Here is a 23456-nt window from a genome sequence, read left to right on the forward strand (position 1 = left end):
TGAAATGATAGAGCCCCATTAAAAGTTAGTGCAACAAGCATCGAACGTCATCTCAACGCAAGTTGTCGGTCGACCGACAAATCAAGGTCGCGGAATTTCAACGTGGCAAGCGCTGCCCTTTCCCAATAGCCGAAATCGACCCATTTCAGCCGGTCATCACATGCCGGTCCCAAGGTCTCGTTGGGGGAGCACAACGGTCGACCAACGTTGACTTTGCCAGCGGGTTAAGTGATGAGCACGCGGGCTGGCAAGCGAAATTGCCGTCCCAGACTCGCATCGCTCTTTAGCCGTGAAAATCGGCGCTGCGAATGGTACCGGGGGAATCGCCCGAACCCGGATGGCTGAACGTATCGGTACCCACCGCACCCCGAAAGGTCCTTAGGGCGGCAACCACTCCGACAACCATGCATGCAATTCCCGTTGCCTCTTCCCACGTAGGCCAGCGACGTAATGCGAGGAGACCAAAGGACGTTGCGAAGACGGTTTCCGTGACTATCAACTGGCCCGCCAAACCAATGGGAATGTTCTTGGATGCGATCGTCCATGACCAGGAACCGGCGAGCGACCCGATGGCGGCGAGCGCAACGGACGCGAGTAGGACCTGTCCGAAAGCGCCCGAGTGAAGCCCGATTCGCGTCGCGTTGAATAGTCCCATCGACTCGCCGAACGGCACAAACAGCGCAATCTCGACGGCACCGCCGACCATCATGGCGGCGGTCCACTTGCGAGCGTCCATGTTTGGGCGACTACGCAAAGAACCTTGGTTCGTCACTGCGAAGATTGTCCAGAGCGCAACGGCGCAGATCGAAAAGCCGATGCCTATCCCGATACGCAAAGAAAACCCATCCAAGGCTTGTGCGAAACCAGCTCGGTTTACGAGTATCAAACCCAGTGTCATCAGCATAAGCGGCGTGCACAGGCCGCGCCACGGCACCTTTTGGCGGCCAAGATTCCCGGCGATCGAAAGTACGACGGGCACCATCGCGACGAAAGCGGGCGGGATAATCGGCCCAGCAAATAGGACGGCCGCCATAATGATGAGGAAGTAGCCCACGTAGCCCACAAATCCAAGCCACGCTGCAACGAGCCAGTCGTGTAGAGCAAGTCGGGAGCCGCGCCCGCGCAATTTTTGAAGAAGCACCAGACCGATCAGCCCCGAGATCGCGAACCTACAGACCGCAAGGTCGTAAATAGAGTACGGGCCGAGAATGTATGGTGCAACGAAGTTGAGGGACCAGGAGAACGCCGCGAACACTGCCGCAGTCACACCAACCAGCCACTGCTTGGACATTGTCGCGTCCCCCGGTAGATTTACATCAAAGCTGCAGAACGCAACTATTGACAGGCTATCGCCTTCAGTTCCGGAAACTTGACGAAAAGAAACGCTCATTTGTCTAGGAGCGACATGTTCAATCGAACGCTGAGTCGCTTCGGATGACTGTCTATCAAGTGCTGAAGGCCCCGCACGAGAACGCTGCCACCTGAGACGTTGTGGACGTGAAAGACCTCTGTGTGCCGGGAGAAGCGGCCGCTCCAAAGACTGAATGGTGAAAATGTCGATCGACTGCAGTTGGCCGACCGTCGCCTTATAACATTCGCGTAGCGGGCCGGCACCTACCCGCTCGGGCGGTTCGATTACATCCGCCCGCGTGTTTGATGCCACCATTCATGATGATTCAGATGTCGTAGCATTCGTGCCCGCATCCGCTCCCGGCGATAGTGACCCATCACCATGAGCATCGCGATACTGAGGGCCGAGCCCCCGATAATCAGGCCCATCCAGGTTTCACTCATGACACATTCCTCTCATGGAAGCACAGGGTATTGCGTGAATGGATCACGCCGGTTCGTGCGGTGTCCCTTCACGAACCGGCCGGCGTGCGCCTCGCGTTACTGCATGTGCTGGCCGCCGTTGATCGCGATATTGGAGCCGGTCACGAAGCCGGCATCGTCCGAGCACAGGTAAGCCACGAGCGCCGCCACTTCTTCGGGCTTGCCCAGACGCCCCATCGGGATCTGCGGCAGGACCTTTGTATCAAGGATCTCCTGCGGGATCGCGGTGACCATCTTTGTCGCCAGATAGCCCGGTGAGATCGTATTGACGGTGACCCCTTTGCGCGCCACTTCCAACGCCAGCGATTTGGTGAAGCCGTGCATGCCCGCCTTGGCCGCGGCGTAGTTGGTCTGGCCGACTGAACCTTTCGAGCCGTTGACCGACGAAATATTGATGACCCGGCCCCAGCCACGCGCAACCATGTCTTCGCATAGCGGCCTGGTCATGTTGAAGACCGAATCCAGATTGGTCCGGATGACCGCGTCCCAGTTGACCTTGTCCATCTTCCTGAGCGTCATGTCCCGCGTGACGCCCGCGTTGTTCACCAGAATCTCGACGGGGCCGACTTCGACCTGAATTCTGGCTACGCAGTGTTGGCATGAGTCGTAGTCGGATACATCGACGGGGTAGGCGCAAAAGGTTCGGCCCTGGGTTTCCATGCCAGCCAGCCATTCTGCTGTGCCCGTGTTGTTCGGCGAGTGCGTGACTACCACTGCATAACCGGCGTCATGCAGTTTCGTGCTGATTGCTTCTCCAAGGCCGCCCATACCACCCGTCACCAAAGCGATTCGTTTCGTCATCCTTTCCATCCGTGATCGTGTTATCGGCGAGGATCATGAATACCCAATGGCCAGCTCGCACAACCCGCCACTGGTTTGCCACAATGCGTTGCCGCCTCCAGCGTTGTGGGAGGAACGGCTTCAGCATCGATTGAACTGCGCGGGTTTTTACAGGCTTGTGGTATTGCGCGAATGGAGTCTGGTGCGCCGGCGAGCTACAACATGCCGCGCCGGCGCACTGCTCTAGAAATTCCGGATGTCCCGAATAATCAGGCGCGCGCGCCCGACTGCGGCGCAACGTTCCTGCTGACTCCGGCGGCGACCGCGGAGACATTGGCCTGCGCGGCTTCTACGACGCTACGGACCGACTTGCGCACCGTTTCCGCCGTGTTGCTAGCCGTCGAAAACGTTGACTTCACGGCGATAACAACCGTCTCTGAACCAGCCGGCGCATGCTTTGCCCAGCTATCGATGCCGGCCTGTAGGTCGAGGCCGAACTGGTCGTATTGTGCATCGATGATCTTCGCCGAGGCTGACTGGGTCGCGACCGCAATGGCATTGACATGCTGCTGGTATGCCAGCGTCTTCCCAGCAGCAGACTGGGCAAGGTGCAATGGCGAAGCCAGCCACGCAGCACCCGCCGCATCGGGTAGGGTTTCCCGCAGACGCGTGACGCTTTCTGCCAGCACGGTGTGGCCCGCCTGCAGGTTCAGTTCAGCTAGCTTCTGCACTCCCTCAACCGCCTCGTTGGCCAGCGAAAAGAAAGTCGAAGCAGTCGACTTGTAGAATTGCATCAGATTTTCAAACGGAAATTGGTCCATTTTCTCTCCCGGATTTATATTCGAAACACCGCTTCGCCAATTGCGCTTGCTATTAATTCTCTAACTGGGGGGCGGTCAGGGCTTCCGCCCTCAAGGCCATCATTAGTATGACTAATTGACTGGAAGGCAGCCCAACCCGGATCAGCACCGCTTGACCCGACCTCCAACAGACGAAACATGGCGCGATTCTGACGACCGCATCGCGGGCGCCAGCCCAGTTAGGCGTAACACTCGATTTGTCCGGCCGCGCTGCTGGTGCGGACGCCCTCGGTTGCGGCGCCTCAAATGTATGTATTCACTTACGAATAAATATTAGAGTTTCCATTCTAACCGGGAATTGTTAAATCCAAATGCTGGGGCGCTAAGTAGATACCCTCATTTCGGTGCGGACGCGCGTTCGTGAAAGGCTGTTGTTTGAGAGCACCTGCCGACCAATGTCAGGGCGACAGCTTGAGCCAATGGTCCTTCGTGGCCGCCAGCTGACCCACAACTTTTTTGCATGGGTGCCTTACGCTGACGTGCTGGCAGCGTACAACCTTTGTTGTGCCAGTTTGCGGCGTAGTACCGCATAATGTGGCTCTCTCAGGTTCTGGCACGGCCCTCGGAATAGCTAGAATCCTTAGCCGACCTTAGCCCGGTCGGCTTTTTTTCGACCGGACGTACCGCATCGGCAATTACGAGCGTTCGCGTGCGCCAGTAGCGCCGCAGCACACATCCGTCGAAATAATCGAACCCCACGCCAACACATAGATGGACGAGACGAACGCCACTTGACCCAGTCGAGGCGCAAGCGCAGGAAGCATCGGTCGACCGCCACAACACCACAACTCGATTAAATCGACAACAGCCCCTCACATAAGCTGCGCGCTGGCTTGCCAGAAGAGCCGCCAAGCGTCAGGCTGAACGGCTTCGCAGCGTAGCATGTGCAAAGCTAGAGAACGCGCCAAAACGCCATTTCTGATTCCTGCGTGCTGGGCTTTCATGGTGAAATCCCAAGAGGTGTTTGCTGGAGTCATCCTTGTCAGGATGATTTACTGCCTAAAACATTGTCTTACGGAAGCGCACTTACGCGGTCAAGCGCACGGCGAAGATTATTTTCTGGAAGAATCAGCTTGTTCACAATGTCAGTGTTCGACATAGTCTTCGCGCGCGCCTGAAGCGCCTGGCTAACCGGAGGAATCCACACAGTCGGACAAGACGGGTTGTAATCAATAATCTTGCAGCGCTCTTGGACTGCATCGGGAATTTTGCCAAGGTGATTGGTCGTCATGATAAACACCGCGTGGTCCTGCCCAAAATTCATCACCGACTTAAGCTGCTTCATTGCGCCAGCGGTCAGATTATCAAATTCGTCGAGAATGATGTAGTGGTATTCCCCATTTAGCGCGCACATCGAGATCTGCGTTTTAATGGTTTCCATCAGATCTTTGCCGTTATTGGGAGGCGTGCAATCATAAAACGCTGCCTTGATAGGGACCGAGTTATATGTGTTTTGAATTGCCTGCGGCAACAGTTTCGCACAGGCGGTTTTTCCATTTCCGGTATTCCCGTGGAGAATAATTCCGTTAATACCACTGGTTCCAGGAAACGGAATCTTGCCAGTAGCGATGCCCAAAATCAGGTCCTTTGCATTGTCATTGGGGAGTGCGACCTGATGAATGTTTTGCGGTGCTGCCATGGTATTGCTCCTTTTTTGAAAAAATCTCGATTAAATTGAGGTCGCGCGAAAAATTCCGTCAGTACTACATACGAAATCTCGCGTTAACTCGTGCCAACTTGCGCTCTGTGAGCCTACTTCTGCTTCTTGCCGAGTGTTGCGTAGGCCTCGTTGATTGCGGCATCCGAAATCACGAAACCCTTGAGCGTGAAACCGCCGCCTGGATGACGCGTGACAATCGCGACTGCTTCCGTGTCTTGGTTGACCGTTTCAGCCTCGAAGTCGCCCATGTCGTCCGCCTTGAAGGTCTTCATGGTGGTGCTCGCGATTTGCTTTTTTCCCAGCTCGATCAGTTCCGAGCGCGGCAGCGCGGGGGCGCCACTCTTCCCGCCGTTGTTTTTCTGACGGTACTCGTTGACTACCGCTTGGATACCATCCTTCCCAACCCAGCCAGCAAAATGAGCGGCGGAAATGTCCCCTTCCCGCGCCGCTTTGAGCGCGATTGCGCGGGTCGAGACGGTCGCATCGCTCAACCTACCAAACGCGCACTTCAAGACCATGTGCTCGATCGTCGTTTTCTTCGTAACATTGAAGCCTGCCGCTTCGTAGCGAGCTACGAGTTCAGCTTTCAGCTGCTTCTGCGTCGCCGCATTTTGGGCGAAGTAAAACAGGCAGGGCTCGTATGCAGCAGTCAACGTCTCGTAAAGTTGGTCCCGGTATTTTTCGACGGATGCAGTCGCGTCATCCAGTTGAGCCAAAAACTTATCGAGCGGAGTTTTTGGTTGCGATTCCAGACCGGAAATCTTATCCGGCTTCGACTCAAAAGAATCCGACTCGGAAGTCGAATCCTCATTCGCGTCGATATTAACTGGCGAATGATCGTCGTCACTCGGCTCTTGAGCGAACGTACGCTCCTTATTCTCGGTCCCACACAGTTCCTCATCATTGTACGCACCAGAAACAGTGACGCGGCACGAGTTAATAGTTTGGCTGCCATCATTAACTTGCATGTGCATATTGGGAAGCTCCTTCGTCAGTAAATTTAGTTCATCTTTAAAATCGGCTAAGTTAATCCGCAGTCGTTGGCGCATAGCCACGTCTGGTTGATGCCTAAACTACGGACTGGTTTTTACTGCGGCATCGAATTGCGTTGCTACGTTAATTCGATGAATTGAATTGTATGGACATCGGATAATGCCGTCTACGAGCAGTACTAGCACCTGCCAACTATTTGCAGACAGGTTCCAGCAAGGTAAAACGTTAGCGTATTGTTAGCTTTTGCATGTTGAAAAATCGATGTCGTCGAACCACCTGCGCATCGTACTGGTTGCGAAATGCGGCGGTTTTGACTGGATACCGTACTTCTCTCGCCGTGCTGGGTCTTCATAGATTTCAATCACATAGTCATAGACCTCTTTCTGCAACCGCTCTGCCGCATGCGAGGCACTTGTGTACTTGCCGGGGTTCTGCAGTACCAACTGTCGCGCACGCTCCCTGGCTAGATTTCGCGCGACGTTCTTCGCGTCCCCACCCGATCCGGCTCTCTTTTTGCCAATACGTTTGAGCATGACTGGCGTGATCAGCCTTTGGTGCGTTCTTCCAAGGTAGTACTCAGCGCGACACAACCGAATCCATGCTTGACCGCCCCCTCCAGCATCAAATGCCTGCGCTGCTGCAATTTGATAGGCACAAGCTAACCGCAACGTCTCTTTATAGTCTCGCTTTTCTCTTTCTAAGCTGTCGTATGCACGTAGCATCGCTGCTGGATCGAGCGTGAAATTCGTCAGCATCGGGTTGTATATGAACTCCAGAAACTCGCTCTCCGCGCCTTCCCGACCTGAACAGAGAACGTAAGTACGAACGGCTGCTCGCAGAAACGAACTGCACTCTTTGTCGAACGTCTTGCGATAGCCACCACCGGTAGCGCTTTTCTGCGTTTCAGCTGTTTCGGACATGCGGTGTTGAGTACGTGTTGACTAATGTTGAATGACTTCTGGAGTAATCGTTGAAAACAGCCATCCGGCGGTGCAACCGAATAGTATGCGGCGGCCCAACTCAATTAAATCGAGATCAATACAATACTTGGGACGACACTGCCGGGTTCATCATGCCACCAGAACCGGGCATGTAGCTTACCTGAACCATTACCGGCAGCGGGCCTACTTCGACAGCGCCTGCACCAACTGCGGCAGCAGTACCCGCAGTTGCAGCAACACCGGCCCCACCTTCAGCAGCAAACGCGCCTCGACGCCGAATGCGAAACCCAACGATCTACGTGGCGAGTCCTCGTGAGTAACGATTATTCCTTCGTCTATGGTATTTTTTGTTACTCGTTGCCGTCATCAACATATGCGTGCACGCCAACGCACTTCTCTCCACGTCCGACTATCGGACTTGGCCTGTGCGCAGTTGCGATATGCCGCCGACGAAGCGCCGAGACAGTATCCCATCCGTGGCCAACGCAGGATGTTGGTTAAACGAGAACTTGCCAGCAGAGCCACCAAGCGCCTCGCAGAGCGACTATGAAGTTGGGCATGTCCCGGGCGGCCAACGCGCCAAAACGTCGTCCATTAAGCTGCGCGTACCTAAGCGCAAGCGCTTGCCCACACGTTAGCCCGTCGCCGTCGACAAATTGTCTTGGAAGACTTACCCGGACGGACTCACGTCAATCGTTTCTTGATGATCCAGCAACCCCTCGCTACCCTCCTTATATCAACAGCTGTAGCTCGGGGTTAAATGTTCGCGATCACACGCTTTCACAATTTCATGTCCCTATATCAAGGCCGGTATGCAACCGCCCTTGCGAAAGCGCTAAACACGTCGGTGTTTTCGGCAAAAGCACTCGACATTGCTCTGTCCACTGGCGAAATCTCGCTCGATAAGCTGCATCTGCTGCTGGGTTGTAGTCGCGGACAGGCAATCGGTGCCGCGTTCGACTTACAGGAGCAGGGATTGGCCAAGCACATCGAATCCACGAACAGCCGGAGCGGCGAATACTTCCTCGTTCCCATCGACAAGCGATGCGAAGCAGCCCGGATGTATCGCGCGAAGCTGGAACAGCTCAGCCGAGATAGGGGCCTTTACGATGTGCTTGAGAAAGCGTTGCCATCCTTGCAGGCGATTTTCCTGGAAGCACTCACTGCCTTGGACTCGAAGCAGATTAGGCATTGATAATCTGCCCGCAGACGGGCCATAAACGGTCTCTCCCACTCTATGGCGACCGCCTGCGGATGAGTGACGAGTGGCCGTCCGCTGAAGCGACGATCGACGATTCGTCGGTCGAGCCGGCTTCCTTCTAAGTGCTGCGTGCGGCGGCTCAGATTCGATGGCCATGCAGGCTGGTGGCGGCTTCCTTTTGTGCAATTGTCCCTTTGTTGCCTACAGGCTCGCCGGGAAAAACGGCATTCGATGCGTGGCGCGATCGCCCTTGCGCAATGACACAGGGAGAAGAACATGGCCAGCTAGTTTGTATGCAAAGGCGGCACTTTTACATTTTCACGCATAGTGTTTTGTAAAAGTCGTAGCCATTTTACCTCTTTACAAACATTACAATTCCGCCCTTTTGCCGCGAGCTGTTGAGGCGTGTCAGCGAGAGAGCGCCGCTGCATGGCATTCCATTGAGTACTACGCGCTCCCGATAGGCGTAGACATCAATGATGCGTAATGACAATCTGTTAACGACGGGCGTTGGGCTCTGGTCGAGTCGTGTGCGGCGGAAGTCTTCCACCGTTTTGCTATCCATCCTGATGCTGCTGCCAGTCCATGCCGACGCACTGTCAACCAGCGGCGACCGGGCAGCAGTGGCGCGACCCGGCATCGATCTGATCCCCCCGCCGCTACTAAAGCCACCCTATCCATTCAGCGCCGTCTGCCCGCCTACTGCTTCTTTGCTCACGCCCGCAGCATTAGGGGGGCTGCAGCCGTCCGCCATCTCCGCTACCGCGATCGGGCCACTGTATTGCCTCTCGGTAGACGGGGCCTCGCTCGTTGGGCGCCGGACCCGCGCCGTTGCACCGGAAAGCCGCGTGTTTCATGTCCCGTCAATAGCGATGGCCATGGTGGCAACCGGGTCGACTGGCGTATCAGCGAGCATGGCCAGTGACGTCCCAGAGTCAGCCTCCTTGCGAGATAACAATGTTCGCGTGCCGACGGTTGCCGATGCTTCAGCCAGACCGCTGCAGGCGATCGACTGCGGAGAGGATCAAGCATGCGACCTGCGCGGAGCGCCGACGCCTTCTGACGCGGTGACCGGCACGCACCCACCACCGCAGGAACCGGAAGCGCGCCCGCCCGGTCCGGCGAAAGCAGCTGCCGACGGCCATCTGCTGGCCGCGGTCGGGCTGTTTTTGTTGCTGTGGCTCGCGCTTTTTTGTCTGTTGGGCGGGGGCTGCTGGATCGTCTACAGGCGGCGGTTCGGGCCAGAGGCGAGACTGATTCGCTCAGCACTGGCGGGATTGAGGCGAGGCGAGTTCCGGCTGGAGTACCAGCCAGTGGTCCGGCTCGGTGAAGGCAAATGCGTGGGCGTCGAGGCGCTGATCCGCTGGGACAATACGGAGTACGGCGCGTTGGGGCCATTGCATTACATGAGTCGTCTCGCGCATACGAAGGTAATGGGCCCGCTCACCCGGTTCATGCTCTCGACGGCCAGCCGCGAGCTCGGACCGCTGGTAGAGGCCAGGTCCCTGTACATCGGGATCGATATCTGCGCACCGCATATGGAGAGCAAAACGTTTGTGTCAGATGTGCGTCGTTCGGCCAAAGGGATCTTGCCCCGGCTGGTCCTGCATGTGCCGCAGGGACATTGCCCGGTGCCCACGGCGAACATCCTCAATGCCTTCGCGTCATTGAGAGACAAAAAGGTCCGCTTTGGTCTTTCCGGGGTTGGTATGAGCCCCGTCCGGGCAGACTTGCTTGCCACGTTTGGATTCGAATTGGTCAAGACCGACCGGGAGGTACTTGCACTCGATACGGACGAACGCATACGGCGTCTGGTAGCGGTCACCGATGCGGTGCGCGCGTCAGGCGCAACCATCATCGTGGAAGGCGTGGAAAGCGCGAACCATCACATGGTGATCAGCCAGTCAGGAGCGGAGTTTGGGCAAGGATTTTTTTACGGTCGGGCGATGGTGATTCATCTCCTGCGCACGTTTCTTGAGGCGGGCGGAACGTCACTCCGTGTGCGCAGGGCGCGGTTGTGGTGAAGAGAGCCGCCACTTGCACCGCAGGCGCGATACCTGCCGGAGACGGGCTCGCGGGTCCGGCTGCATCGCATGTCTCGGCAACGACGGTCATATCCAGGCGGTCGCGAAATGACCGCCATGCTCCCAGCCGGTGTGTGCCCACACGCCGGGCTGCAAGAACAGGTAACGGGAGGACCGCATGAATACCGAACGGGCAGCAACAGGGCAAGCCTCGTGGCGGCAGGTAGCGCCGGGTTGGCTGCGGCCGTACCTCGTTATAGCAATCTCGCTCGTCGCCGTGATCCTGGTCTCGCTGGCCGTGGGCTACCGGATTGCTGAGAGCCGCGCGCAGCACCAGCAAGCCGCCATTGCCGCCGACATCGACGAATCCATCAGGCGCGTGCTGACGGAAGTCCGTGCGAACGAACGCAAGCTCACCGGCCTCGCCGGCCGCTCATGTGCGGAGATCCAGAAACAGCTGACGTTCACCGACGCGTTCATTCCTTACCTTCGCTCAGCCGTGATGGTCCGCAATGGCACGCTGTACTGCTCGACCATCCTCGGACCGCGCGCGACGCCGCTCTCCGCGTATCTGACTGCGTCGGGCGCCGACCAGCAGATTGCCTTCGTGGGCGGCAACGCGTTGATGCCACAGGTGCCGGTCATGGTGATGTATCACCGGATCGACGCCAGCAACGGCATCCTGTATTTCGTCGAAGGTGTGTATATCACCGACATCCTGGCGCGCGCAAGAGCATCGGGAGCACAAGGCGCGTCGGTCTCTGGCGAATCGGGGGGTGTGCTGACCAGCGAGGGACGATGGTTAAGAGCCGCAGGTCCGGTGCAGGGCCGCATTGTAGCCACAGCCGGGTCGGCCGGAATTTCCGTCGCGGTAAAGAGCGACCCCGCCAGGTTAGGCTTCAACCTTCTGGTTACCGAGATCATTGCGGTGGTGACCGGACTGTCGGCATTCGGCGTGGTGGTCACAGGATACTGCGCAGGCTTCACCCCGCGACAACGACTGGAACGACAGGTCCGGGCGGCCCTGCGGCGCGGCGAATTCTTCCTTGAATATCAGCCTATCATTGACGTGGGGAGCGGCCAGTGGATCGGTGCCGAGGCGCTGTTGCGCTGGAACCATCCGCGCCTGGGTCTGGTGATGCCCGGAAAATTCATCAGCGAGATTGAGCAGACTTCCGTAATCGGTCCGCTGACCGACTTCATCCTCGATACCGCGCTAGCCGAGCTTTCTGCGTTCCCGAAGGGCTTCCGGATCAGCGTCAACCTGGCACCGCACCACATCGGGCTACGCCGGTTCCCCGAAGACATCATTTCTACACTGGCGCGCAGCGCGACGCGCCTGCAGGTCGTGCTGGAAATCACAGAGCGCGGCCTGTTCACCGGCGCGCGTGCAGTTCACGACAGTCTGGCGAGACTCCGCGCTCAGGGGGTGAAGTTTGCCGTCGATGATTTCGGCACCGCGAACAGCAACCTCTCGCTGCTGCAGCGCTTCTCTTTCGACTACATCAAGATTGACAGGCAGTTCGTTCATCGTGTCGCGAGCCGCGACCGCCAGCTGATCGAGGGCATCAGTCTCCTTGTGGACAGGCTGGGCGCATTCATCGTCGCAGAAGGCGTGGAAGAGGTTGAACAGTATGAAACGTTAAAGGAAATCGGCGTCGCTTTCGCGCAGGGCTTTCTTTTCGGGCGACCGCTTGGGATCGTTCCGTTTGAGCAGATGTACCGCCGGTCGCGGAACGACACGGACGCGCGCCCCGTGCCGCCATGTCAGTCAACCGCATAGCCGCAGGCGGCCCATCCAGGACGCGACCGACGTACACGGCTTGCGGATAAAGACACGGCTGTGATTGCGACCCGATGCTCTGAAAGCAGCCGACATCTGGTCGCCGTCCGTCACGGCGAACTGGTGTCAAATGCCGCAAGAAGCTTCGCGACCTCATGGCGCAGTTCAATAGAATCTTCCGTTATCGAGCCGATTCCCTTCGCCTTGCGAATCGCTTCCCATGTCGTAATCAGCGCGGCCAGCTCAAGGAGAAGTCCGCCGGATATGAATGGCAGTTCGGTGTTCATGGATGCTTTAACGGCAACAGAAGCAAGGACTTTAGACACTTGATTGGGCGGCCCGACGAAGAGGTGGAAGAATTGGTGGCCTTTGGTTAGGCGCGACCGCCATGGCACAGCGGACCGCTATGGAAGACAGCGGCGACATCCGAAAAACCTGCCAAAAAGGGCCAGTCGGGTCGCTAGCAGTCGCCCGCCCGCCGATCTCAATTCGATTACACGAGCTTCATCGTGCCGTGACCGCCGCAACGTAGGCAACCGCCGCCGCTGCTCCAGTTATGGTTCGTGCAGCGATGATCCCTGCAGCCGACCGCACCGCACTTGATGCAGCGGTAGACGTTCCCACCGTGTTGGCCCGCGTGGCTCTGGATGCGACCGGGGCAGCTTCCCATGATTGCATTCCTCCTATTTGTCACACAAGATCAACAGCCTTTCGCTGCATCTCGTCATTGACGTCGATGTACCGCTGCGTTGTCGAAATATCTCGATGCCCTGCAAGCGACATCAGCACGCGAACGCCGACACCCTTGCTCGCCAGATTCGTGATGAACGAGCGTCCGCCTGAGTGGCTGCTCGCCCCGTCAATGCCGACCTGCCTATAAAGCCAGTGGAAGTACTGGCACAGTGTATTGGCTGAAAACCCGTGGCGCCCCTGCTTTGACGCACAATCGGCTCCGCACGACTCGACCGCTACCGACGATTGTCTGCGAAAAGAATTCTCTCCGCGGCGCAGGCGCATCAGTGCTCAGACGAATCTATGCGATTCTGAGACACTCTGCCCTTTGTAGATCGAGTTGCACGTAGCACTCGCCGCGTTTGCACCGACGGCTGCGCGGCCAAGTGATCCAAGCCAAAAAAACTCGCGCTGCCCCCTAAAGTTCGTCCTGACGCGGCCGACAACCTAGATTTAGTCATTGCCTTGCACGGCAACCCTTGCGAACCCGTCGACTTATAGTTATAGTTTTTATAACAATGAACCTGAGAGAACTGCAGCAACAGAAACGCGCCGTCTCGGTCGGTGCAATAGTCAAAGAATCTCGACCGGGCGGCTGCGTTTCATCTTCGTGGCTAGCGTGCTATCCGACGTTTCAAGACGCGCTGCAAGGCGGGGAGACCAACTTCCGAGCGCTGCCTCATTGTGCGAAGCTTCCGGTACTGAAGCGCATAGCCACGGGAGCAGACTCATCAGCTGTTACAGCGGCCAGTCTTAACGAAGTCCGGGTCGCTTACGTTGAACTCGGTACGACTCGTGTGGCAGAGGCAATAGAAGGCTACCTGTCAGCCGGCACAAACAGCGAAAACTTAGAGGACATTGGTTCGGCAGTACTTGAAGTTCTCGCCGCGCAATTTCCGCCAATGTGCGTGCCCTTAGTTGCGAGGCAACCTTGCTTGCTCAGTCCCGGCAATGCGATCTTCCTCATCGGCTGGGCGCGATTCTTTGCGTATTGGTCGCGCAACGATAAAACAATACCGATACTTGCGGTCGATTGGCCAGCCTTGTACCTGCGTTTGTCATAAGGACCAGCTCTCTGGGCCGCAATGCAACCCAGGACCGAAACGCCAGTGTCGGAGTGATAACGCCACACATAGTCGCGAAGCGGCATGCTTTTGCCCGGCCCAAGGAACACGTGACCCATGGACCGTGTGGGCACATCGCCGAGCACTATAAATTCCTTTCAACCCCCCGAGAACAAAATTAATGATTGAGCTTTGTAAGGTCAGCCGAGTTGGACTCCTAATCCTAATTACCGCAGTAGCGGGTTGTAGCAAAACCGAATCGGCGGCCCAACAAGCCGCGCCCGTCGCAACGGCAACTAATCAACCACAAGCCGGGTCTACTCCGACGAAGTCCGCAATTGTTCCGGGACCGTCGGTTGACTCCAACGCGACCGGGACCGAATCCGCTCCGAGCTCAGCAGTTCAACTTCCGCCCGACGTCATCAAAGCTGTCGCAGAAGCGAGCGCAGCGGCAGCAGCGGCCACCTTACCCGCCGCAGCACCTGACGATTCCTCTTGCGTGGATTATCCGACACCAGAATGGGACACTTATTCAGCAGGCGTATCTGTGCACGGAACGATCATCAGTCACTGCAATAGACCTGTGAGCGCGACGATCAACTATAAGGTCTTTATTGAAGACGCTGACGGCAAACATGTCATTGGCACCGGTAGCGCCGAAGAAGGCCTACAGCCGGGCGAAGCAAAAGATGTCAATATCAGGGCACCTGTCGCCGAGTGGATACAAAAAAAGTACCCGTCTGGCTATTGGGATGTAAGCCATTCTGTCACGGTGCGCTGAGAGCGGCCTTTAAAATCGATAAAACCGTTAATTTAAAAAGATAACAAACGAATCGAAGCAAATATCGAGCACACCCTGCGCTCGCAGAGGTGCAGCGTCGATCGCCGTAAGCAGCAAGGTATGGGTCGTCAAACTCCAGAAGAGTAGTTTGGCTTTGATAGATCGGTTCCACACCGTCACCCGATCTATCGCGCGCTCCTACGTGCCTTTATCGATATCGGTTACATATTTGAGGTATAAATTGAAATTCTTAGCCGGACTAGTTGGGTTTCTGGTTTTCCTATATATCGCCTACTACCTCTTTAGCACCGTGTTGAGTGCAGCAGGTACGTTATGCCTGATTGCCTCTGCCGCGCTCTTTCTCTTGAAAAAGCGTGGTCGAGTCATCTCCAGCTCAAAGGCACAAATTGCTTTACTCGTGTTTGGCGCGATCCTGCTTCCCGCCGGAATAAAGCATCGCTTAAATGTTGACGATATGGAGTCTCAGCAGGCAGCTAAAGAAGCAAAATTTAACCAAGAAAAATCGGCCGTACTGGATTCGTTAATTAAATCACGTTGCGGAGACTATCCTTATGTGCCGAAGGAAATTCTAAACGTGGCTCACGCCACCCAGGACTACAACAACTCCGTGGGCGCCTACACAAATTCCGCGGATCACCTTGATGATGCAATAGCCGAACGGAAGCAGCAATACAGCAAGTGCGAGGACCGTGTGCGGAAAGAGAACAATTGAAATCGCGCGAAAGAAAAATGGTCAAATCGATGCGACAAGTTCTGCAAAAGATGCAGCCTTTTGTGAAGGCGTCCAGTCAGCCGCCAGTTCCGCTATTCGTGGGACTGCGCATGTTAGAACTCCAATGCAGCGCCCTCTGCACAGAGTCCTGCACCATAGACTGGCCCCGTTTAAATACCCTTGTCCATTAAATAGGAACCGTGAAAATGAAAAAACTTATCTTTGCAATCTCGTTATGTATCGCTTGCGGGGCACACGCGGCAGAGATGGTACTGTCCATTCCGGCGCAGTTCCAAGGGGTGTGGGCAAAGCCGTCTGAATGTCAGAGCTATAAGGAGTCTGGCGTGACAGACGGTGGCATCGAAGTTATGCCATCAGCGATCCAGCAGTACGAAACCGGCTGTTCGCTTGGAAAAATCATCCATGCTGACGCGATCACCTTTACCGGACAGTTTGCATGCTCGGTTGAAGGCAATACGTCGAGCGAGACGATCAGTCTTAAAAGGACAAAAGGAGGTCTACGCTACAACGATTCTGACGCACTTTCCCACTGCAAGTAATTCACTTTATAAGCAATTATCATCATGAAACTGCTTCGCACATTTACTCTAATCACGACCGCTCTTGCGTTAGCTTCTACTGCTTACGCTCAGAGCGACGACACAGTACAAACGCGGTTCGGCACGCTTGCGGTGGTTTCGGACCCAGGCCAATCGAAAATTACGCTGAACGGTAAAGCGCTGACCTATCCCAAAACGCCGGATTACGGTGTCATCGAGGACGCGTCCTCACTTGCATTTGGCAAGAAATTCTCTATTGGCGAATCCGATGTCATCCTGGTCCAAGAAAATTCTGGCGGCACAGGCTGCCCAATGACGTATTCATTTGTCACGGTTTCGTCCAAGGGAACCACGATCACAAAGCCTATCTCCGATGACCATTGCAGCGACATCTACAAGGTGTCCCAAAATGGCAATAAAATCGTCCTGAAAGTCGGGAACAAGTCATTCACCTACAACAACGCCAACATTCACTGATGCAATGCGCGGGCAGGGAGCGAGGACCGGAGACTCGCCCCTGCATTTGTCGACGCGCCATCGAGCGTCAGATGTCGGTGGCTTTTCTTCTTGGTAGCAGCACCCGAATACCCTTACCGCATACAGCACAATCAGGGCGCCAGACAGATTGCCCATAAACACGGCGAAAAACCGGTTCACGACGTTCTGCGTATCGCCTTGCAAAAGGAACGAGATGTCATGCAGCAAGGGATTTGCAATCAAATGCGCGAGCGCCGGTACGAGCAGTCGCTTCGGCGTGAGATTCGTCAAAGATTCTTTCAAGCCGTCGCGCTCAAGTGCAAGACAATAGACAGCTAAGGTCCCGCTGAACAATGTTCGCGCCGACAATAGCGCGAACGGGATCAGGAGGGAATTGTAAGCGAGTTACGTGACGTGGCCTGCTGTTTGATTGTTATATGCCCTGTTCAAGGCCAGTTGAATGCTGAACATGCCATTCGACATGCGGGAATTGCCGGGTTGTTTCGGCAACAGGGCCAGAATTCCCTTCATCGAATACAGCATGATCAGCGCACCGGTCAGGTCGCCCACGAGCATCATGACGAAACTTTCGCCAATGTGCTGCGTATTGCCTTGCAGCGCGAACCAGATGTGGTGCAACAGCGGGTTTGCCACCGAGTACGCAACCGTCAGTACGAGCAGTCGTTTGGGCGTGAGATTTGTCAGTGACGCCTTCAGGTCGTAGCGCTCCAGCGCAAGCCTATAAACGAGATAGGGCGCTAGCGAACCCAGAATGGCTCCCGCAATTGAGCGAACCGGGTCGTGTGGAAACCAATAGAAAAAGTCCATCAGCAGACCGCCAACCAGCAGGCCAACGAATCCATCAAACCCAACCATCAACGTACTGAGAAGCCGAACACCGGACGGCAGGAAAATCCAGTTTATGCCTCGAACGAAAGACGTGTGAGTGAACACCTCCTGGTTGATCCACAGCGAGACCAGAAACGCGATCAGAGTCCCGGTGATCGACCAGAAATGCAATCGTAAGCTAGACATTGCGGTAAACTACCCTTCCATGTTTATTATCGAGCGAATCATAACGCGCCTGCATGTCGTCCCGCGAGCGCCTATCTTCAACAGCCTATCCTCAACAGTGCGTAAGCAATGACACGTCCTGCTGATATCTACCTGCGATTCCTGCAACTGACCGAGGCATTGCGCGGTTTGCCTACGCTTGCCGCGCTCGATCCGCTGGAAGAGCGGATACTTGAGTTTGTAGCTCGCGCGTCACAGACCAAGAACCGGCTGTCAGTACGGGACATGATGGCGCAAAGCGAGCTGGGGTCGCCTGCTACATTACACGCCCGAATCACATCGATGCGAGAAAAGGGCTGGTTGCAGCTCACCGATACGGAAGACGCTCGTCGCAAACAGATCGACCTCACGCCTGCCGCGCTCAAACATTTCGACAAGCTTGCCGACGCATTCGCAAAGGCTGCAAAGGGAACATGACTTTCCCACAACTGTTGGTGTAACCGGTCAGGTCCGACAATCGGACTTGTCTTCGTATGCGTCAGCGGTCAGAAGAACTTTCGCAGGCCAATTGCGAAGCCCGTCTGGTTGCTGCGTCCCGGCAACTCCACTGTCGCGGCTCCATTGACCTTGTTGAAATCAACCGTGCCGTACACTTCGGTGCGTTTCGACAGCGAATATTCGGCGAGCGCGACGACCGTGTAGCGATTGCCGCTGCCAAGTGTATCGGAGCCGGTCGCGGCATTCCGCATGTGATCATAGTAAAACGCGCCACTAAGCAACAGCGGGCCGCTCACCTGCCACGACACGCCAGCAAACGGACCATCGTCGATGCGACCGGTATTCTTCAACTGGCCGATGTCACGTATCGGCTGCTCCGCCAGGAGTGTATCGACGAGGCCAGTATTGTCCTGCGAATGCATATACCCGAGATAGAGCTTCGCCTGGCCGATGACGTACCTGATGTCTGCGTGATAAAGCGTCTGCTTATTGTTCGAGTTGTCGCTGACCTGTTGTACACCGGCACCAATGTTGAGCGGGCCATGTGCATACGACGCGAGAAGCCCGAACATATTGCCGGCTCCCATATGGCCCGGAACCTGCCCGGAGAAACCGCCTGCACCGCTCGACTCATAGTTGCTGCCGAACGAGTAGATCGCGCCGATATACAGGCCCCCAAATTGTCCGACGTACTTGATCGAGTTATCTACGGTGAGCCCCGCACCCAGTGCATAAGGCAACCACGAATTTTCTGGATAGTTGGCGTAAGTCAGCGGGTCATACGTGAAGATCAGTTGATTAAACAGCGGTGTTGTCTGACGGCCCAACGTCAACGTACCGAAGTCACCGGCTAAGCCAACATCTGCAGTACTGTCGAAAAGTCGCCCGCTATCGCCAAGGCTACCGTTCTGCGGATTGATATTGCTTTCCAACTGGAAGACGGCTTTCAGCCCACCTCCAAGGTCTTCCGCCCCTTGCAGCCCAACGTGACTATTGATGACAGCGCCGTTAGCCATGAACAGCCGACTGTCGTTCTGTGTATCAGCATTCGTCAGATAACGGATGCTCAAATCCGTCATGCCGTATAGCGTCACCGAACTCTGTGCCGAAACATGCTGGCAAGCCAGAGCCAATGTAAGGCCGCTAACGGCGGCAGCGATTCCCGTGCTTCTCAAGCGAATTCCGGATATTCTTTGACGATACGTCTACTGACGAACAGTGTATATCGGCAATCGAGCAGGTAACTTGAGCACGTCGGTTAAATCAGAAAGTCCGACTATCGGACTCGCCGCCACAAGCGCACGTCGGCACAAGTTGCACATCTCGATTAAATCGAGCTGTTTCAAACCAGATCGACCGCCACCCGTTGCATCTCGTCGTTGACGTCGATGTACGCCTGTGTCGTTGAGATATTTCGGTGACCTGCGAGCGACATCAACACACGGACCCCCACGCCCTTATTCGCCAGATTCGTGATGAACGTACGCCGACCTGAATGGCTGCTCGCGCCGGTGATTCCAACCTCTTTGTACAGCCAGTGGAAGTACTGGCACATCGTGTTGGCAGTGAATCCCGCCTTCTTCTGCGTAGCGAACAGCGGTCTGTCAGGGTCAGGCTTTTTAAGCGTCGCGACGTAGGACGCAAGCTCCTTGCGAAGTCGCTGCCCAATAAAGACTGTTCGCGCATGACGCCCTTTCGTTTGCTCGGGCGTCAGCCGTATTTCCGACTTTATCGAGTTGTCGGCATTTAGTACATCGCCGATGCGTAGCGCTGCCACCTCCCCTACTCGCATACCGGCCCAATGCGTCAGCAGCAGCATGGCCCGATTGCGGGGTGCATGTCGATGCAACGAGATGTAGGTCAGTACCTGCTTGAGTTCCTTTTCGGTCAACGTCTTTGCCTGCTTCACGTGCTGATCTCCGAAACCAATGAATTCCACACGCCCGAGGTTGCATTCTTTGGTTAGGATAATCAACAAACGGTTGACAAGGCGAGGCCTTCATAGGAAACAAGAGCTTACGCCGGAACAAAAGCTTTTAGCGAAAAGCTTTGATTTCGCCCCGCGCATCACTTGCTCGCAAATACGCTCGCGTCGCGACGCGGCGAAAATGTCCATACGAGATCCGGCCAGCATTGCGCACGCCGCATAAATACGAGCGGCAGGAGCAATTCCTGTTGCAGCAATCTGAAGACCTGATCTCAGGTCGATCCGATCTTGTTGTTGATCACTGTTAGAGCGCTTCGAAAGCGAGGGTTAACACCCTCGCCTTCGATTACGACGCCGAACAGGAAATACTAAATAGGAAGGTCAGGGGCGCTCCTGGCATTGAACAGTATTTTCAACAATAAGAATATGGACAACACAACCAAAATCTATCTCGTCGATGGAGTCTGCGGCTCAGGCAAGACCCAAGCGATGATCCAGCACATCAGCAAATCACATGTAGCTGGCCTCAAGTTCGTAGTCGCACAGCCCACCAAGCGACTCTGCGAGGAGACGACCGCTCAACTCGAAAAGCTCGGCGTTTCCGTCACCTACGTCTCGAATGACGATCCCAAAATGGCCGGCAAAACATATGCGGTCTATCAGCAGGCGGCTCGCAAGTTAGCGAGCCTGAAGACAGGCGGCGTGGTCATCACGACGCATCACACGTTCTTTGCGAATCAGCACCACGTGAGCGACGCCACACGCCACAAGCTTCACCTGTTCTTCGATGAAATTCCGCAGGTAGACAGCACGAGCTACCTCAACGTGAAAAAGCACCACGATTTCATCGAGCAGCATTTTGATGTCACCGATTTCGGCGACAACCATCTACTTGAACTCAGTATTAGGCCCGGCAGCAATGTGGAAATTGAATCAATGCTCGAAGCAGGTTTGGCCGGAACTGACATCTTTCTGAAGGGTAAGGAGGTGCGCGATTTTCTCGGTGTCGCGCTTGATGCCGGTCGCAAAAAGTACCTCAACAAAGCCCGCTGGAACACGCGCGATTTCAATGAGTACCAGTTGCAGATGCATTCGCTCTTGATGCCCGATGCATTCCACGACTGGAATACGTGCCGCATCATGGGTGCGAACGCGAAGTCGTCCATGATGTACATGCTGTGGCAACACTACGGTGCCGAATTTGAGGACGACAAAAAATTCGTACTGAAGAAGACCCACCCGGAGCTTGCCAATCGCCGCATCGAAATCCACTATTTTTCTGACTGCATTTGGTCGAAGAGTCTACGCGATAAAGCATCGAATCGATTTGACAACCTCAGCGTTGCTGTAGACGAACTGTTCCAATGCCAGCGGTCTTTGTGGGTCGCAAACAACGATGTGAACGATTCCGAATGGAAGGTTGAGAACAGCACGCGTATCAGCAACATCTGCCACGGCATCAACGAATACCGCGAAGTCAATAACATCGCCTTTCTCAGCGCACTTAACGACGTCCCCGCACACTTCGAATTTGTGGCACGCAGGTTTGGCGTCGATAATTGCAGTCTGAAGCGTGCGAAATCGCTTGAGACACTGTATCAGGCTGTGATGCGTACATCCCTACGTGTGCCACACTCAACGGAAACGGTCCGTATCGTAGTTGGCGACAAAGATCAGGCTGACTTTCTCAGCGACCTGTTCACCAACGCAAAGGTGTTCGCCCTCGATCAGGTCGAAAGCGCATGGGGCGAAGCCCACAAGACACGCGGTCGCCCCAAGCAGCAAATCACGAAAAGCCAGAATGAGCGCAAGAAGGAATCCGATCAGCGGAAGAATGCATACCAACGGGCGCTGGAGCGAGTAACAAAAAATACCATAGACGAAGGCATTATTGTTACTCACGAGTCGTCGATCTATTCGCGTAACAACGAACTCATCTCTGCTACAGCGGCTCGTTGGGACGAAGTGCTTGCGCTTTTCACAGAGGCTTTTGACGTTAAGTACAGAAGCAAGAAGGACAACTCGCTATTGAACTTCGTGTCCTTCAAGTCCGACAGTCGGACCAAGAGCAAGGCTGACATCGAATACGTCACCGGAATCCAGCTTGACTTTGATAGCGGCATGCTCTCCTGGCAAAGGGCAAGCGCGATCCTCAGCGACATTAAGCACTTCACCTACAACAGCTTCAACAACGGCAAGGAAAACACACTGCGTTTCCGTATCGTGATCCCATTCGACAGACCTGTAACGATTGAGATTGCCGAAGCGCTTTGGGACGTGCTCGCAGTTCGCGTGCGTTCAGATGGCTGGTTCGTCGGTCGCTCTCCCAACAAAGCAGAGCAAGCTAGAAATTCTGGCCTCGATGTCAGCAAGCGCCCCGCCAACAGCTTTTACTATGCTCCTTGCCAGTCCGTATTCGGCAAAAAGTGGTCGTTCTTTGATACCAAGTACTGGCATCAGCCAGTATGGAACGTACCACATGCAATCGGAAACATGACCGTCGATTTTCCTGAATATGTAGAAGTAGAAACGACGGTCAACAGGGGTGAAAAGCTGAAGGCTCTGATCGATGCAATAAAGAGCCGCGCCAACGCTGCATGCGAAGAAGCCGATACCGAGAACAACAGAAGGGAACGTATTATCGAACGTGCGGAAGCACGCTGGCAACAATGCGCTGCTGGTGAAGGCCATCACGAATGGTTCGTACTCGCATGCTCCTATTTCCGGGCCGGACTCGATTTAATCGAGGTCGAGACGCAGATGCGTAGCCAGTTGCAGTATGCACGTAGCCAAGCCAAACGTCGTAACGAGCTGAAGGGAGTCATAAAGTCGGCCCAGTCGAAGACAATCCGTTGAGCCAGTTGCAAGCGGGTCGAACAGGCTAGCTGCTATTGTTGGATGCGGCCCACTTTCGCCCCCGCCAACAATTCGATAAGGTATCCGATATATACGTCATTCTTTTCTTGATCTCTATGTAGCCGGAACGCATCCTCTCCTGCATATACACGTCACAGGAGAGTTACATGAGCCTCAATACTCTGAAGCTGGTAGCATCGAAACGGCCAGGCGCTTTGCCGCAAATCGTGCAACGCCGTAATCGACTGATCGCGAAAATCTGGGAACAGACGGAACTGGCGAAAGCGCAGCAGGAAGGAAAATCGTTCTCGCCCACGAAGTACCGTTCCGTGAAGGATGCAGAAACCGGCGAGCGCCATAATGTGGAAGTGCAGAAGCGCGTTCGCGCATGGTGGTTCACCGCCGAAAACGGCAAGCTCTGCCTGCAAGTCCGCTATGGTGCGAAGGCACTGGAACTGGCAAAGGGTAAGACAGCCATCGAAGTGGGTACGATCAGCGATCTGATCCCGACCCTAGATGCACTGAAGGCTGCGGTTGCAGCAGGCGAACTTGATGTGCCGTTGGAAGCCGTTAGTGCAACGATGCGCAGTGGCTTCGCAGCGAAGTAATTGGCAGTGGGCATGCGCGCGTAGCATCGCCCGCTAGCCGCCCACCTTTCGCTCAAGCGGGTAGCCAGACCTGAGGTGTGTTCGTGGGACTACAGGTCCGAACGATAGCATGACGAACGCACATCAGGTTT

General features: G+C 55.5%; 23 protein-coding genes and 1 pseudogene. 11 read left to right on the plus strand and 13 right to left on the minus strand.

From position 1 onward, the window contains the following. Window positions 1-283 precede the first annotated feature (283 nt). The 7 genes from NE850_RS29300 to NE850_RS29330 form a co-directional block, all read right to left on the minus strand. Entirely contained in the window at window positions 284-1291 is a 1008-nt protein-coding gene (locus tag NE850_RS29300) for a DMT family transporter (protein WP_310699734.1), read from the minus strand. A 344-nt stretch (window positions 1292-1635) separates the two neighbouring features. Next, a complete protein-coding gene (locus NE850_RS29305; RefSeq protein WP_310699735.1) occupies window positions 1636-1794 on the minus strand; it encodes a hypothetical protein in 159 nt (52 codons plus the stop codon). A gap of 96 nt (window positions 1795-1890) precedes the next feature. Next, window positions 1891-2634 carry an acetoacetyl-CoA reductase gene (gene phbB / locus NE850_RS29310; RefSeq protein WP_310699736.1) on the minus strand — a complete coding sequence of 248 codons (744 nt, stop codon included), beginning with the start codon at window positions 2632-2634 and terminating at the stop codon, window positions 1891-1893. Window positions 2635-2882: 248 nt separating this feature from the next. Further along, window positions 2883-3434 (minus strand): TIGR01841 family phasin, encoded by a 552-nt coding sequence (phaP, locus tag NE850_RS29315; protein WP_310699737.1) that lies wholly within the window; start codon window positions 3432-3434, stop codon window positions 2883-2885. Between the two features lie 1051 nt (window positions 3435-4485). Beyond that, window positions 4486-5112 (minus strand): AAA family ATPase, encoded by a 627-nt coding sequence (locus NE850_RS29320; RefSeq protein WP_310699738.1) that lies wholly within the window; start codon window positions 5110-5112, stop codon window positions 4486-4488. Between the two features lie 113 nt (window positions 5113-5225). Then, window positions 5226-6182 carry a hypothetical protein gene (locus NE850_RS29325; RefSeq protein WP_310699739.1) on the minus strand — a complete coding sequence of 319 codons (957 nt, stop codon included), beginning with the start codon at window positions 6180-6182 and terminating at the stop codon, window positions 5226-5228. Between the two features lie 180 nt (window positions 6183-6362). After that, window positions 6363-7046 (minus strand): hypothetical protein, encoded by a 684-nt coding sequence (locus NE850_RS29330; RefSeq protein ID WP_310699740.1) that lies wholly within the window; start codon window positions 7044-7046, stop codon window positions 6363-6365. A gap of 781 nt (window positions 7047-7827) precedes the next feature. Here NE850_RS29330 and NE850_RS29335 point away from each other — a divergent pair. From NE850_RS29335 to NE850_RS29345, 3 genes are all read left to right on the plus strand, one after another. After that, window positions 7828-8262 carry a hypothetical protein gene (locus NE850_RS29335; RefSeq protein WP_310699742.1) on the plus strand — a complete coding sequence of 145 codons (435 nt, stop codon included), beginning with the start codon at window positions 7828-7830 and terminating at the stop codon, window positions 8260-8262. A 920-nt stretch (window positions 8263-9182) separates the two neighbouring features. Next, complete coding sequence (locus tag NE850_RS29340; protein ID WP_310699743.1) at window positions 9183-10292, plus strand: EAL domain-containing protein; 1110 nt, start codon at window positions 9183-9185, stop codon at window positions 10290-10292. 178 nt (window positions 10293-10470) lie between these two features. Beyond that, window positions 10471-12075 carry an EAL domain-containing protein gene (locus NE850_RS29345; RefSeq protein WP_310699744.1) on the plus strand — a complete coding sequence of 535 codons (1605 nt, stop codon included), beginning with the start codon at window positions 10471-10473 and terminating at the stop codon, window positions 12073-12075. A 110-nt stretch (window positions 12076-12185) separates the two neighbouring features. Here the strand turns inward: NE850_RS29345 and NE850_RS29350 are convergent, their stop codons facing one another. Further along, window positions 12186-12362: a hypothetical protein gene (locus NE850_RS29350; protein ID WP_310699745.1), complete on the minus strand. Its 177-nt coding sequence runs from the start codon at window positions 12360-12362 to the stop codon at window positions 12186-12188. Between the two features lie 403 nt (window positions 12363-12765). Beyond that, window positions 12766-13008: pseudogene (locus tag NE850_RS29355) on the minus strand (tyrosine-type recombinase/integrase); the annotation flags it as partial. A gap of 317 nt (window positions 13009-13325) precedes the next feature. Here NE850_RS29355 and NE850_RS29360 point away from each other — a divergent pair. From NE850_RS29360 to NE850_RS29380, 5 genes are all read left to right on the plus strand, one after another. Further along, window positions 13326-13871: a hypothetical protein gene (locus tag NE850_RS29360; protein WP_310699746.1), complete on the plus strand. Its 546-nt coding sequence runs from the start codon at window positions 13326-13328 to the stop codon at window positions 13869-13871. Window positions 13872-14370: 499 nt separating this feature from the next. Then, the gene (locus NE850_RS29365) at window positions 14371-14652 is read left to right on the plus strand and encodes a hypothetical protein (protein WP_310699747.1); all 282 of its coding nucleotides are present in this window, start codon (window positions 14371-14373) and stop codon (window positions 14650-14652) included. A gap of 241 nt (window positions 14653-14893) precedes the next feature. Next, window positions 14894-15385 (plus strand): hypothetical protein, encoded by a 492-nt coding sequence (locus NE850_RS29370; RefSeq protein ID WP_310699748.1) that lies wholly within the window; start codon window positions 14894-14896, stop codon window positions 15383-15385. A 206-nt stretch (window positions 15386-15591) separates the two neighbouring features. Continuing rightward, complete coding sequence (locus tag NE850_RS29375) at window positions 15592-15945, plus strand: hypothetical protein (protein ID WP_310699749.1); 354 nt, start codon at window positions 15592-15594, stop codon at window positions 15943-15945. A 24-nt stretch (window positions 15946-15969) separates the two neighbouring features. After that, entirely contained in the window at window positions 15970-16422 is a 453-nt protein-coding gene (locus tag NE850_RS29380) for a hypothetical protein (RefSeq protein WP_310699750.1), read from the plus strand. Here NE850_RS29380 and NE850_RS29385 read toward each other — a convergent pair. Both NE850_RS29385 and NE850_RS29390 read right to left on the minus strand, forming a co-directional pair. Continuing rightward, complete coding sequence (locus NE850_RS29385; RefSeq protein ID WP_310699751.1) at window positions 16390-16725, minus strand: hypothetical protein; 336 nt, start codon at window positions 16723-16725, stop codon at window positions 16390-16392. The two genes, NE850_RS29380 and NE850_RS29385, sit on opposite strands and share 33 nt — an antisense overlap. A gap of 102 nt (window positions 16726-16827) precedes the next feature. Further along, window positions 16828-17457 (minus strand): hypothetical protein, encoded by a 630-nt coding sequence (locus tag NE850_RS29390; RefSeq protein WP_310699752.1) that lies wholly within the window; start codon window positions 17455-17457, stop codon window positions 16828-16830. Between the two features lie 108 nt (window positions 17458-17565). On the opposite strand from NE850_RS29390, the gene NE850_RS29395 reads away from it, so the two are divergent. After that, window positions 17566-17913, plus strand: coding sequence for a winged helix-turn-helix domain-containing protein (locus tag NE850_RS29395; protein WP_310699753.1), 348 nt, complete (start codon window positions 17566-17568; stop codon window positions 17911-17913). Between the two features lie 68 nt (window positions 17914-17981). Here the strand turns inward: NE850_RS29395 and NE850_RS29400 are convergent, their stop codons facing one another. Further along, window positions 17982-19115, minus strand: a complete 1134-nt coding sequence (locus NE850_RS29400) for a porin (protein ID WP_405044907.1) — start codon at window positions 19113-19115, stop codon at window positions 17982-17984. Window positions 19116-19276: 161 nt separating this feature from the next. Next, window positions 19277-19843, minus strand: a complete 567-nt coding sequence (locus tag NE850_RS29405; protein ID WP_310699754.1) for a site-specific integrase — start codon at window positions 19841-19843, stop codon at window positions 19277-19279. A 444-nt stretch (window positions 19844-20287) separates the two neighbouring features. On the opposite strand from NE850_RS29405, the gene NE850_RS29410 reads away from it, so the two are divergent. Together NE850_RS29410 and NE850_RS29415 are read left to right on the plus strand one after the other, a co-directional pair. After that, window positions 20288-22717 carry a DEAD/DEAH box helicase gene (locus NE850_RS29410; RefSeq protein ID WP_310699755.1) on the plus strand — a complete coding sequence of 810 codons (2430 nt, stop codon included), beginning with the start codon at window positions 20288-20290 and terminating at the stop codon, window positions 22715-22717. Window positions 22718-22884: 167 nt separating this feature from the next. Then, window positions 22885-23325 (plus strand): DUF6641 family protein, encoded by a 441-nt coding sequence (locus NE850_RS29415; RefSeq protein ID WP_310699756.1) that lies wholly within the window; start codon window positions 22885-22887, stop codon window positions 23323-23325. Window positions 23326-23456 lie beyond the last annotated feature (131 nt).

The organism is Paraburkholderia sp. USG1 (assembly GCF_031570135.1).
Classification (GTDB): Bacteria; Pseudomonadota; Gammaproteobacteria; order Burkholderiales; family Burkholderiaceae; genus Paraburkholderia; species Paraburkholderia dioscoreae.